Annotated in this window: 11 protein-coding genes and 1 pseudogene; 5 read left to right on the top strand and 7 right to left on the bottom strand. The window is 57.1% G+C overall.

The features are described from left to right. The first annotated feature begins 496 nt into the window (after positions 1–496). Positions 497–1,843: a double winged helix-containing putative transcriptional regulator gene (locus LCF40_RS20845; RefSeq protein WP_224830073.1), complete on the top strand. Its 1,347-nt coding sequence runs from the start codon at positions 497–499 to the stop codon at positions 1,841–1,843. A 136-nt stretch (positions 1,844–1,979) separates the two neighbouring features. Here LCF40_RS20845 and LCF40_RS20840 read toward each other — a convergent pair whose 3' ends face one another. From LCF40_RS20840 to LCF40_RS20815, 6 genes are all read right to left on the bottom strand, one after another. Beyond that, positions 1,980–2,435, bottom strand: a complete 456-nt coding sequence (locus LCF40_RS20840; RefSeq protein ID WP_224830072.1) for a ferritin-like domain-containing protein — start codon at positions 2,433–2,435, stop codon at positions 1,980–1,982. Positions 2,436–2,999: 564 nt separating this feature from the next. After that, positions 3,000–5,135, bottom strand: a complete 2,136-nt coding sequence (locus LCF40_RS20835) for an alpha-L-arabinofuranosidase C-terminal domain-containing protein (RefSeq protein ID WP_224830071.1) — start codon at positions 5,133–5,135, stop codon at positions 3,000–3,002. Between the two features lie 276 nt (positions 5,136–5,411). Then, positions 5,412–6,296 (bottom strand): IS1595 family transposase, encoded by an 885-nt coding sequence (locus tag LCF40_RS20830; RefSeq protein WP_224830070.1) that lies wholly within the window; start codon positions 6,294–6,296, stop codon positions 5,412–5,414. Between the two features lie 122 nt (positions 6,297–6,418). Further along, entirely contained in the window at positions 6,419–6,724 is a 306-nt protein-coding gene (locus tag LCF40_RS20825; protein WP_224830069.1) for a DUF5789 family protein, read from the bottom strand. Between the two features lie 572 nt (positions 6,725–7,296). Further along, entirely contained in the window at positions 7,297–7,812 is a 516-nt protein-coding gene (locus LCF40_RS20820; protein ID WP_224830068.1) for a type II toxin-antitoxin system VapC family toxin, read from the bottom strand. Further along, positions 7,805–8,161 carry an HTH domain-containing protein gene (locus LCF40_RS20815; protein WP_224830067.1) on the bottom strand — a complete coding sequence of 119 codons (357 nt, stop codon included), beginning with the start codon at positions 8,159–8,161 and terminating at the stop codon, positions 7,805–7,807. The genes LCF40_RS20820 and LCF40_RS20815 overlap by 8 nt, the downstream gene beginning before the upstream one ends. A 178-nt stretch (positions 8,162–8,339) precedes the next feature. On the opposite strand from LCF40_RS20815, the gene LCF40_RS20810 reads away from it, so the two are divergent. From LCF40_RS20810 to LCF40_RS20800, 3 genes are all read left to right on the top strand, one after another. Further along, positions 8,340–8,834 (top strand): SWIM zinc finger family protein, encoded by a 495-nt coding sequence (locus LCF40_RS20810; protein WP_224830066.1) that lies wholly within the window; start codon positions 8,340–8,342, stop codon positions 8,832–8,834. Positions 8,835–9,573: 739 nt separating this feature from the next. After that, positions 9,574–10,092: an ArsR/SmtB family transcription factor gene (locus LCF40_RS20805; protein WP_224830065.1), complete on the top strand. Its 519-nt coding sequence runs from the start codon at positions 9,574–9,576 to the stop codon at positions 10,090–10,092. Positions 10,093–10,661: 569 nt separating this feature from the next. After that, a complete protein-coding gene (locus LCF40_RS20800; RefSeq protein ID WP_224830064.1) occupies positions 10,662–11,891 on the top strand; it encodes an MFS transporter in 1,230 nt (409 codons plus the stop codon). Positions 11,892–12,019: 128 nt separating this feature from the next. Here LCF40_RS20800 and LCF40_RS20795 read toward each other — a convergent pair whose 3' ends face one another. After that, positions 12,020–12,421, bottom strand: coding sequence for a PPOX class F420-dependent oxidoreductase (locus LCF40_RS20795; RefSeq protein WP_224830063.1), 402 nt, complete (start codon positions 12,419–12,421; stop codon positions 12,020–12,022). Between the two features lie 612 nt (positions 12,422–13,033). Between LCF40_RS20795 and LCF40_RS20790 the strand changes: the two are divergent. Next, positions 13,034–13,375 (top strand): annotated as a pseudogene (locus LCF40_RS20790) (transposase); the annotation flags it as partial. Between the last annotated feature and the right edge of the window lie 55 nt (positions 13,376–13,430).

Here is a 13,430-nt window from a genome sequence, read left to right as displayed (position 1 = left end):
TGTTGCTGATCTTGATCGTATCGGATAAAATTGAACGTCACGGATGAATCCTTACGCTATACAGGAGTTTCTGCTAGATAAGGTCTACGTCATGTGAGTTCTCTGTCGATGTTTCTTGGACAGGCTCTGAACGCCCCGTCAATGGCCTCGCCTGGAACTCGCTTCAGAAATCCTGTGATAACACTCGCCTTCTCGCCTGGTAATTCCGAGGGCAGGTATTGGTCTCTTCGTCATAGTTCACGACAGCAGTCACGGAGTGATCTGTCGCAAAGAGTTCTCCGATGAATCCAAGTCTCCACCTCGTCCGACCTTGTGCAACGAACGTCCGTAGTGGAGGCTCAGATGTTGCACAAGGCCTCCCAAATCGAGTTCCGATGGGGGGATTCCTCTCTCAATACAGCAGAAAGGAGGTGTCTCGAGGACTGGTCCGGATCCCTGCCCCGATAAGTTACACCACGCAAGAAGAACTTTCAGTCCCCAATAGGATTCCATCCGTATGGCCGAACACCGTCGGATGACGACGGATCGCTTCTTCGGGGGCGTTGCAAAGCGACTCGAGAACCTCCAGTCCATGCTCACTTTCGTCGCCGAGACAACTCCCGACAAATCTGCACTCCGGAACTGGCTCACATCCAATACCGCTGCAGAGAGCGATTCAACGATCACAACGTACGTCGGCTTCCAGCGCTCGATTGGTCTCCTCACCCTCCAAGACGCCCAGTATCAACCCACAGCTCGTGGCGCAGCGTTTGCAGAGACCGGTGATCCGGAACTCGTCTTTGAGGCGCTTCTCGAGAACGTCGCCGGCTTCGAAACGATTCTCGAGACTCTCGACGCCCAACCGGCTACGGCGACGGAAATCCAAACAGCCCTCCGAGAAGCATACCCCGAGTATCAACTCCCGGAGGCAGTCGTTGGCAGACATCTCGAATGGCTCCGTGCACTCGGTGCGATCGAACAAACCCAACAGAGTGACCACTACGAACTGACGCCGTTCGGAACCCAACTCCTCCGCGAAACGATCGACCAGACACCGACCCTCGACGAGCTCGAGATCGGCAGCACATACGACCGCGTCGACCTTCACGACACGTACGGTGGGACACGATATCGTGGGATTGCCCCCTCTGCCGAGCAGCCCTACCTCTTCTTATTCACAGGCGACTCCGGAACGGAGCACGGGTACAAGGACGAATTTCGCGGTGATACGTTCATCTACACCGGTGAGGGCAGGACAGGCGATATGGAGATGACGGGTGGGAACAAAGCGATCCGTGACCACCAGGAGGACGGCCGTGAGCTCCACCTCTTCGAGAACAACAACGCAGCCTGGAGCGTCACCTACCTCGGACAGTTCGAGTGCGTCGATTGGTTCGAGGAGCAGCTTCCAGATACCGATGGGAACCGCCGCAGAGCGATCCGATTCAAACTCGAACCGGTCGAGAATACGATCGAAGTCACAGGCACCGATCTCGACGAAATCGAGACCGAGGAGCTCTACGAGAGGGCTACGGGAGCAACGACATCCACCGGAGAAACCACCCCACAGACCACTACCGAATCGACACGAACCAGCTACACCAGATCGGAGGCGGTCAGAGCATACGCCCTTCACGTTGCTGAAGGCGTGTGCCAGGGCTGTGGGAATGAGGCACCATTTCTCGGTACTGACGGTGAGCCATTCTTAGAGGTACATCATCTCTATCGCCGTAGTGATGGTGGCCCTGATCATCCCGACAACGTGGTTGCTCTGTGTCCGAATTGTCACCGTCGAGTCCACCACGGGGATAATGGCGACAAATTCAATCAGGAGCTCATCTCACGGACGGACAGCGGAGTGTGACTGGCTACGGGACAGGTTGATTTACACTGAACATCCATCACCTCTCAAATGTCCTTGCGGTACTCTTCGAGATCGTCATCTCGGAGGTCTTGACTCATGATTACGTACGCTCGGTTTGTGCTCGGCGTGTATTTGATCAGTCTGTAGGAAACTCCTTTTCAAACCCGCGGAACTCTGTTCGATGGGCTTCCTCATCAGCGAGGATGGTAACTGCAACGTCCTCCGAAAGAGGGTCGTTGGCCTCTCCAGACGCCTCATACAGTGCTTGATAGGTTTCAATTGCGTCCTCTTCGGCCTCAAGAACACCTTCAATTACTGACTGAACATCAGTCGTATCTTCAGGCGGTTGGAGGCTTGATTGACGCGCTTCAAACTCTTCAGAGCCTGGCGGGGACTCATCGAGTTGCTTCAGTCGCTCACCGAGCATACGCGCATGTTCAAGTTCTTCCTGAACATCAGCCTCAAGGCTTTCTTTGACTTCCTCGGCATGAACACCGTCCAAGACGATCGAGTTCGTCAAATAATTCATTACTGTCTCGAGTTCATCGATATACGCCTTTGCTAATAGGTCGGTGATCTCATTGGATGTCATAGCGTGCCAGCCGTATCACGGAAGGCTCCATAAAGATAACACCTTACGGTACAGGCTTCCCTCGCGCAGTCTGTGAGCGTGCAGAACGAGATGATCTCTTCACTCAAACGTGCAGGGTAGCCGTCCGTCATGGGATTAGGAAACCGACCCTGTACGTACTCGGTCCGGGCGGGATCCTGACCACCCGCTCGGCCTGTCGCTTCGCCGCGCGCGTCTCCGGCACCTACCTGCTTTTGTCCTCTCGGTCCACAAGAGACAATCGCACGGCCGTCGCGTATCAAGTCATACCACGGTCGTGCTGCCTGACAGAGGCATACCGAGACGGGCGGATCCTGTCCCCCCGCCCGGTTCTCTCGCGACGGCATGGACCTCGAGTTGAACCCGTGGGGAGACTCTGGTCCCGTATGGGACGTTATCGTTGCCGAGTCCCGGATCCCCACAGCAGTCGGTATCGGTTCCCGAAGTAGTGGACATGGTATCAAGCCCTGAGAAACCACTCTTAAATCGTGCTACCAGTAATGCGTGCTCGAACGCGAAGCAAATAGATGAGCGCAGAGTCGCGAGTTACGCCCGCTCGAAGTCGATTCGAGCCATCGAGTACGAAGGAAGGTCGAATACTGCACCGTCACTAGCAGTGATTGTTTCGACGTCCGATGTCACCTTCTCCGGCTCCTCGCGAGTATTCTCGTCGTATAGTTCATCACTCTCGAGTGTGGTGAGCGTTGCTTCGCTCTCCGGCTCGAACCCATCTATCTCTAGGTTCACTGATATTGAATCGTCCTGGCTCGTACGATTCACGACGACTACGTTGAGGGTCCCGTGATTAATGGTTGCCATCGCATCAACTGCAGGCACGTCGACGGGCTGGATCTCACGGAAGGTCGACTCGGTTGTGATCGAGCCACACTCGAGTTCGACAGCGACTGGAGTCGCACCCGCCTGAATTGTCCCGAGCGAGCGCCCGTAGTGACATGGATCCGCCCAGACACGCTCGCCTTCTTTCTGCAGCCCGCCGCCGTGATTAACCGTCGCTGAGTGGGTGAGAAGTTCAGCGAACTCACCGAGTCGGATCAGATCGTGGCGCATACAGGCGTCGTAGATCGCCTCACTGATCGTCGTCGGTGTCGGCATCGTCTCTGGCGTGAGCGCGCCCCCCTCATCGCTGGAACCGTCGCCGCCCCCGCGCCCAACACCCTCCGAACTAGCGCTGAAACTAGCGAACAGTTGGAGTTCCGTGACGTCAAGTTTCGGATCCTCAATACCCGCCTCGTGCATCCGTGCTTTCAGGTCTGCGTACTGGTCCGTGAGCTGGTCGGAATAGCCCATGAACGCGTGGTACAGCTCGTTCGGATCGGTCTCCTCATCGACTTCTCCTCCAGCAAGTGGGTGCGAGGAGATGGCGCGGACGTCTTCGCCGCATTCGTCCAATAAAACCTGGTTCCATGGGCGGTTCTCATTGGCCACGACACCACAGGCCGTGACGAGGATATCGGAATCGGCCTCAAGCATGGCTTCGCGGAACCGTCGGTAACGGTCGGCATTACCATTTGGCGTCGTCCAGCGGACTTGCCACTCACCCCAGAGTTCGTTACCGATCTCCCAGTAGGTGATATCGAATGGCTCGGGGTGGCCGTGTTCGGCGCGGAGTTGGCCCATCTCTGTATCCGTCGAGCCGTTGCAGTACTCGACCCACTTTGCGGCTTCCTCGGGGGTCCCGTCGCCCGCGTTCACACAGATAGAGGGTTCACAACCGACATGCTCGCAGAAGGTGACGAACTCGGCGGTACCGAAGAGATTCGGTTCAAGCCCGTCCCAGGCCGGATTGATACGTTCCGGTCGGTCTTCAACAGGCCCGATCCCATCACGCCAGTCGTAGCCAGAGACGAAGTTGCCGCCAGGCCATCGCAGCAGCGGAAGATCCGACTCCTGTAAGTATGTGACGACCTCAGGGTCAGCATAGTCGATGTGGTCGCTGGGGTAGAGTAACAGCCGTTCGACGACGAGGTCGGTCGTGTCGTCGGCGGTGAGTAACACCTCGTAGACGGCATCAGGACCGACATCGTCTGGCACTTCGAGCGTCCCCTCCATCGTCTCCCATGCCGTGCCGACATCGAGTGTTGACTCGTCACAGACGGCCTCATCGGTTCGGATGGAGACGCGAGCAGTGGTGGGTGCTGTGGCCCGGATCTGCGTCCTGAACTCGTACTCGCTCACCCGGTGCAGAGGGAGTCGCGTCTCCTGAAATACACCGGTACCGGTCTCATCGACCTGGATCCGCTGGGCACGGTTACCGTTCGGGCCAGTGTCGGGACTGGTCAGTACATCACCTTCGGGCTGCCAGCCGAAAGCCAGTGCGTCCTCATAGGCCCTGAGCAGCGCGTCAGGATCGGACTCGGGTGGATACGCCAGGGGCCTGCCGTGGTCTCGGACCCGTTCTTCGATCCGTTCTCGGTCGCTCTCGCTGACGAAGCCTCCACTGGGTCGGCGCTCGACACCCCGGAAGTGCCATTCGCCGAACGTTGGGTTGAACAAGATCTGGGCTTCCATCCCCTGGTATATGTTATTGCCGAGGTGCTCACAGAACTTTCCGTAGAGCTTCGGCTCGACATCAAAATCGGCTTGTTGGTTTGCATTGACGGTGATACGGGCTGTCGATGGGTCGTCGGTCTCAGAGTGGACTAACAGGTCGCTATCAACCATAGATATCACTCGTCGTTAATGGTGAAAGAGATTTTCCTGATGGGCCTACTGATCGAGCACAATTGCTCCTTCTCCTCGTAATTGGAAGCCAAATTCTCCTTCAGCGACGGGATATCTGATACTGATTCGCTCTGTACTGACTCCTCGCCACCAGGAACAACGATCTTCCGAACTCGCAGCGGCGATCAACGCCGCCTTTGACCGATTCTTGATTCCGGAGTTGAGCAAGTAGTTCTAATATCTACGATCGCTCTTGTGGCGGAGATTGTTGGTGACTCATAACGCTGTTTCGAGGATGGTTTTGAGCGCTTCTTCTCCCGGTTTTCGCAAGACTTGACGGCGGAGCTGGAACGCTCGGAGATACGGCGTGAGCTTGTCCTTGGAGATACCTCGATGGGGCGAGAGCCATGGATCGCTGGCGCGATCCTGGCTCTCGCAGGTATTGACGTGAACGTCTTCAGCGACGTATTCATCATCACTGTGAACGACGTATTCGCGGTCGAATGCGTCGTCATCTTCGAGCGGTTCGTACGCCCGAAAGCCGTCGGTGTAGACGGTTAGCGACTCCTCTGTGCGGTCAGCAAGCAGGAGTCGAATCGTCGATTTATCGGCGGCTTTCGCTGCCAGCATATAGCGGTTGCCGGTGCCGCGATCAGCCAGAATAAACACGGGTGGTTTGTCCTGTTCGTACGTGCCACGTCCGCGCGTGGAGAGGCCACGCGAGCGCGACCATCCGTCGCGCTCGCGGCCCTTGAGCCCGGCTTTCACGTATAGTTCGTCGATCTCGACTGGGCCTTCGAGTTGTGGCCGAGGCGCGTCCAGCGCTCGCAGAAAGCGCTGGACGCGGCGGTACACCGTCTTGTAAGAGACATCGATTTCTACGTCTAACTGCCGAAAACTGGTGTTGAATCGGATATACGTGTAGAGAGCGAGGAACCATTTCCTGAGTTCGACCGCAGAGTGTTCGAAGACAGTCCCGGTCTGATCGTTGAATGTGCGGTCACAATTCTTACAGAGATACTGCTGAAACATCCGATAGCTGCCGTACCGAATCGGTAATTCGGTACGACAGTGCGGGCAGTAGACGCCGTCACGCCAGCGAATCTGCGCCAACAGATTCGCGGCACGACGCTCCGAGACGAACGTCTTGAGTGGAATCATGCTTCGTCGGGTGGCGCGACTGCGCCACCCTTGCCCGCTACGACTTTCAGCTACCGCTGAATCGTCACCAACAATCCTCTACCCAAGAGCGACGATCTTAGACGACCGCTTGCCGATCAGTACTAGAACGAGATGTCGCGCTCGTCTTCAGATCGTTTTGATGCGTCCACAGTCTGTTGGCCCCGGTCGTCATAGAATTTCCGCCCGATATACTCCTCGTTGAGGTTACCGATGATGGTTGTGTATAACTCATCTGCCGAGCCGTACGTTTCGTCCGTGAGTGGGTGGATAATGGTGGAGATCGTTTCAGAATCGTCCTGGTCTGGGGCTTCAACCTCGACTTCGCCGAGTTGCTCAATGACAGTTGCTCTGTCCGCTGGATACGTGAGTTGCTCGTCGAAATACCCAGCCAGATTCTGTATCTGCATGATTATTCACATCGGTTCCGTCTGTATAACTCTTTGCGCGCATTTGCGGGGAAATCAACCACTCCGGTAGAGTGAGCCGAGGGGGCGGACTGGTACGTTCCCTATCGTCGCTTAGGCCTGTTTCCGCCACCGGACGCCGATATGCCGTTTGATGGGGACATTTTAAGGTGAACAGATAATGTAGTGAAATAAATACGATCGATGTCGCCCAACAGAAAAAAATCGACCGGACCTACTGAGGGTTACTGACTGTCCACCTATTCAGCGTTCTTCTAGGCCGTCCCTGGATAGCGGAGACGGTCATCGAGGTGCTCGATCTGGCCCTCTCGAATCAAGACGCTCATCTCCTTCACCTCGAGAGTCCGATCTCTGCCCCGAATCGGAAGGTCGTTAGTCAGACGCTTAGCAGACGTACGTCAGACGGGGCCTTTCGAGTGGAACAAGTGGAGATACTGTTTCCCGTGGAACACGTAGAGAATCATGCATGATAGAACACGAGAGGTCTGACGCCTGTGCGACGTATTTCGAGTGGAGAATGCCAGACGGTAGCGTGATCCGTGACCTGTCGGAAACTACGGCTCCCCGGTGTCCTCGGGAACGACGGTGAATCCGAGGGTCCGAAAATCACTGTCGAACGCAAAGACGTGCTCGACGTCACGCTCGGTGGCGAGCACGCCGGTGAGGTGATTGACGAGTGTTATCGCATGATCGTCGTAGCGAGCGAATGCCTCACGTGCATCAGTGAACGCGGACGGGTCCGCCCGAACGATGTTGAAGCTTGATCCCCCGAGGATGGTTTCAAGAGCACGTGTGGCGGTCGCATGATCGACCTTGTACAACAGTAATGTGGCGAGCTCGGTGAGGACGAAGCGTGTGGTATAGAGCGGCGAATAGACGAGTTCACCGGACCGGATTGCCTGAAAGAGCGCACGGGCAGTGTCGTGGTGTTCATCACGGTCGTTATAGTAAGCGAAGAACGCCCCAGTGTCGATGAACAACGGCGTCGCGCGAACGTCAGTGGCGGTCGCTGGCGCCGAGGAGGGGGCGTCTGTCGCATCCGTACCGGTGCCGGCCCCGGCGCTATTCATCCGCGAGGGCGTCGGCGAGGTACTCGTCGGCCTTCGCGGCGTCCGTCGGTTTTGCGGAGGATCCCGGCTGCGCGTTCCAGAAGCCGTCATCGGGATCGATCCCCGTCACGGCCGATTCATCGTCAGGGAGCCACCACACGACTGAGCGTCCACCGACCTCCTTTCGACGGACATCGCCGCGATCATGTAACCTGTTCAGTTTATTGAGTGCTGCACGGTTGGAGATCTCGAAGCGGTCTCCGAGCTCCGTGCCGGTCATCGGTTCGTCGACCCGCCGTAGCTCCCCGAGGACGTCCTCGAGCGTCACCTGTTCAACGAACTGTCCGCGGTCGTCACGCTCGTTGCTCATGCGCTGGAATACGCGGTCGAGAGTCTTAAACCTCTTCACTCGTGTGACGCCGATAGATTTAATACGGGTACACACGTATGAACTGGTAGAGACAGGCCCGTTCCTCGGGACATTCTGATCGTAGGAATGCCCGGGTGCTGGTACACCCGAGCGGGGCTGTCTTGCTCTGACCAAGCCCATGACGACCAACGCACTCGCAGACCTTGACGTTGACGCACCGACCGCCAAACGCGCCCAGTACGAAGCCTTCGAGTTCGATCTCGAAGCGCCTGGCCTCCTTCAGGTGACCAACGGGAGCTACGGCGACGACGAAAAACACGAGCACACCTACCGCGTGAACATCGAGAACGGCGTACCCGTCGCGTGTGAGTGTCCCTCCGACACCTACCAGGATGGCGCCTGCAAACACCGCGTGGCCGTCGCGATCCGTGCGCCCGTTCTCGAGGCTGCGACCGCGGATGACTCCCAGGAGCGTGTCGCCACCGACGGCGGGGAGCTCGTCGTCGCCGGCGACGAAGGAGCAGTCCTCGAGACTGACGACGTCGTCGAGACGACTGCCGAAACCGAGGACTGTGCCTGTTCGACGCTCCCTGGCGACTATCCCTGTGGCGCGTGCTACATCGACGGAGACGCGGAGTGGCCCGATGAGGAGGACGACACCCACAGGAGCTGATAATCAGCGTCCGGCGAGCGAATCCGCTCTTCGGACGTCTCTCTGTCGAGTGAGAACGGAAGCAAACCGGACCGAACGTCTCTCGTATCTTCACCTTGTCGCCAGAAATACTTAAAGGCGAAAAGTGCGGAGGGTACGACGGCGTCACCACCTTGTGCAACAGCCGGCCGCCAACTCAGAAAGATGTTGCACAAGGTGGCGCGACTTACGTATCGGCGCTAGCGACCTCGACCACCCATACAGCGGAAACACGGTGTCTCATACGCGCCACTATCCTCGACATGAGCTCTCTCCCTCACAGTGATCACCGAATACGCTTTTGCTCGAGTCGTTAGTGAGACGACTGGACACAGAACCCATTCCCTTCGGGATCACGCATGACAGTCCAGGTCTCCGTCACTGGACCGGTCGTCCCTGTTTTCGTCTCGACGACGATCGCACAGAGTTGGGTGAGCTACTAGACGTACTCTTCCCGGTCGTCGGTATTGCTATTGAGACTGATTGGAATGTATTCGGGTGGCTATCGTGGCATCTTCTTGGAGAACAGTCGCAGACCATCCCCCACTGGATCAACCGCGGCAGCGGTTGCGTTGAGATCACAGTGAATCCCCTCTTCGAACGGCGTCGCAGCGACCCGTTCGAGGCCCGTTCGTCGGTGTACGGGCGAAAAACAAGACTAATTCAATATTCTGAACTAGGATTCAAAAAGATAATAGTGCTGGAGGTCTGAACGACGTGTATGAGCGACTCAGGAACCACGGATCACATGGCAAAGGTCTCCCGGATTCGGGAGGTTGCGATGACGGTTCGTGAACCAAAAAACGCGGGAGAGATCGCCGATTCCGCTGGTGTTGCTCGAAACACGGCTGAAAAGTATCTCACGCAACTCGTTGAGGCGGATAAACTTGAAACGGTCCAGCGTGGCCGCGAGACCTGTTACTATCCCGACCCAATTACACAGTATTTCGATCAGATCCGTGACTTCGTCAACGAGTATCAAAAGGATGAGCTTACGGCTGAATTAGGTGCCATCCGAGATGATATCGACGAGTGGAAGGACGCCTACGACGTGGAGTCCGCTGACGAACTCCGGACAACCGTCGGTGATGATGTTTCGGCATCCGAACGCCGACAGCGACGTCACGACGCAGAGGATTGGGAGTACTACGAACACCAGGCCACGCTCATCAAGCAAGCAATTCAACTCTACGATACGATCGAGGCAACCCGCGAGAGTGGTCTCGCATCTGCTCACTGATTCAGGGCTCGCGAATGGGAAATTCACCGACTCCTGGAGACACACACCTCCATCGATATGAAGTCCACAAACGAGTCGTAGCTCGACTTCGACGAGAAGCTGGCATAACGGCCGTGGACGCGGATCCAAGTCCGATGCGTCCAGTCCGTCTGAAAGCGACTTTCGATCGTGCAGTCTTCATCGATCAGAATTTGGACGCTGGCGACGCGACGCTTGAATTCGAGTGGCGTCCACATCCCGAGCGCGACGAATTCCGTATCCAGTACAACGAGCCGGGTACTCCGTGGTCATGCGGCTGGCATCAAGACGAAACCCACGAGAACTTGGGTCCGAGTCATTTTCAAGTTGACCATGACGAGTGGTCAACACCTCACCGTGAATCCGCATCGTTCACAGATTCGAATCCGATGGCAATTCTCGAAACCTGTCTCAGTGAACTTCGAGATAGTGTCCCGAATCTGCCCGACAGTGTCGGCCCGAATCGATAAACCGTCGCGAACCGGCGATAACCTAGCTGGCAGGAATCGTTATACAAGTCCTCGAGAGAATTCCACCTACTACGTCTCTCAATGACAGTTATTGACGGTATCTCACGTGAGGTGACGGCCCTCTGGGGTGGTGGAAAGGGACGATCGCTTCTTGTCGTTGCAAGTGGCTGGGGGATCTTACTCGGCGCACGCATGATCTATCCGGTGCTCCTCCCCTATCTGCGTACATCGTTTAACCTGAGTCTCACCGTTGCAGGCTTCCTCGTTACGATCCTCTGGCTGGGATCAGCGCTTGGGCAACTCCCAGGCGGCATTCTCGCTGATCGGTACAGCGAACGCCTCATCATGACTGTGGGGACGATCACCGTCGCCGGAGCCCTTGTGGGGGTGTTGATTGCGCCGACACCATTCCTTTTGTTCGCTGCCACTGCCGTAGTTGGTCTCGGCCAGTCACTGTATCCAATTGCACGGATTACCATCCTCTCGGACATCTATCCCGACAGGATCGGAAGCGCCCTCGGTGTGACGATGGCGACGGGTGATCTCGGTCAGACCATTTTCCCACCCATTGCGGGGGTGCTCGCCGCAGCGATCGCCTGGCAGGCTGGGTTGGGATTTCTCATCCCGTTGCTCCTGCTGGTCGGCATCGTCTTGTGGGTCGTGCTGCCGGCTCAACCACCAACCGAACCTGACGCTGATTCGATTTCAGTGGGGGATCTCCCGTCGATCGTCGCGCGGTTGCGCCGCGAAAACTTGTTGTTTGTCGCGTTTATTCTCTTTCTGTATATCCTCATTTGGCAATCGTTTACAGGACTGTATCCGACCTATCTTGTCGATCAGAAGGGGTTATCTTCCTCGGCCGCTGGGCTCTTGTTTAGCGTCTTCTTCGCGTTTGGCGTCATCGTCAAACCGCTGGCCGGAGCTGCGTACGACCGGATCGGTATGCGCCGATCCCTTGTTCTCGTCCTGGTCGGCCCCGTTGCTGGGCTCACGCTCTTACCCATCATCGAGGGGTTCTGGCTTCTTGGGGCAGTGACAGCGCTCGTGAGTTCGATGCTTGGCTCAGGAGCGATCACGCAGTCGTTCCTCTCCGATGCGATTCCCGATGACATCCAGGGAACTGGTCTTGGAGTCGTTCGAACCACGTCAGCGACGCTCGGTGCAGCAGGCCCGGTTCTATTCGGGGGCATCGCTGACCGCGGATACTTTGATGAAGGCTATGTCCTGTTAGCTGCGGTACTCGTCGTCGTGATCCTCCTTACACTCCGGCTTCCCGAATCGACAACTGGAACGGCCACTGGAGGACACTGATTCCTGAGGTGAGCACTGGAGGACGTAACGCGTCCAGCACATGCCCTCGTGCAAGAAGTGATCGAGGATTCTGTCGGACCGTGCCATACCGTCACACTCTGTGCCATTCATTTCCGTGCGCCCGACACTCATCCTTCCATCTGTCTGACCTCTGTGGGCTCGATCGAAATGATGACTCGTTCACTTTCGATGGGATTGGGATATTCATCCTCCCCCATATATCGCTGTGCCAGTTCGTCGATATGCTCTCGCGCCCCGTCTGTGGTGATCTCATCGACCTCACCCGTGACCGAAAGCATCCGATAGGGATTATCCGGATCAGTCATACTGACCGCAACACGGGGATCGTTTCGGGCGTTTTTCGTCTTTCGGCGCTCGCGCTCAGTGTTGACCAATAATCGGTCCGCCTCCGCGTCGTAATCAATCCACACGGCCGTCGAGTGCAGTGTCTCGTCGGGGAGGATGGTCGTCACGTGAGCAAACGTCTGCTTCTCGAATAAATCCTCGAAATCGTCCGGTATCGATGCCATACCCTCCATACACGAGACCCACCCTAAGAACTGTGCCCCGCGTTCGCAACCATTCGTCGAGATACGAGCGACCACGTCCAACACGACCTAAGGAACGCCCTCGAAGTTCAGGTGCGACGACTCCCAGGATCGCGTCGCAACCGACGGTGGGGAGCTCGTCGCTAGAAGCGACAAAGAGGCAGTCCTCGAGACCGACGACGTCGACGAGACGACTGCCGAAACCGAGGACTGTGCGTGCTCGACGCTTCCCGGCGACTATTCCTGTGCCGCGTGCTATATCGACGGAGACGCCGAGTGGCCGGACGAGGAGGGCGACACCCACAAGAGCCACTAATCGGCGTTCGGCGAGCGAATCCTCTCTTCGGACGTCTCCCTGTCGAGTGAGAACGGAAGCAAACCGGATCGAACGTGCCTCGTATCTTCACCTTGTCACCAGAGATACGTAAAGGCGGAACGGGTGGGTGGTTCGACAACGTCATCACCTTGTGCAACAGTCGGCCGCCCACTCGGAAAGATGTTGCACAAGGTGGTGCGACTCCAGTGTCCGCACTAGCGACCTCGATTACCCCATACAGCGGAAACACGGTGTCCTATACGCGCCTGTAGCCCCTCGATAGGAAGATCGGCCCGCAGGTCGCCCGGCGAAACGCCGGCAACCTGCGGAGCCTCGCGGCTGATCGCGGGTACGACGCGAGAGCGTTCCGCGACGAACTTCGTGAACACGGCGTCCGACCCCTCATCAAACACCACATCATGAACCCACTCGATCACGCCCACAACGCCCGCATGGACAGTGATCGGTACCACCAGCGCTCCATGTCAGAAACCGTCTTCTCGTCGATCAAGCGCACGCTCGGCGCTGCCGTGAGTGCGCGAAGTTGGTGGCTCGAGTTCCGTGAAATGCTGCTCAAAGCTACCGTCTACAACCTCCGTCGTACCGTCCGATACCCATGAAATCCGCCGCTGTGTACCGGAACTACAGAGCCAAAATTTCGGAGTCGTCATCGAT

The organism is Saliphagus infecundisoli (assembly GCF_020177375.1).
GTDB classification, from domain to species: Archaea; Halobacteriota; Halobacteria; order Halobacteriales; family Natrialbaceae; genus Saliphagus; species Saliphagus infecundisoli.
This window is presented reverse-complemented; position numbering and strand designations above follow the sequence as displayed.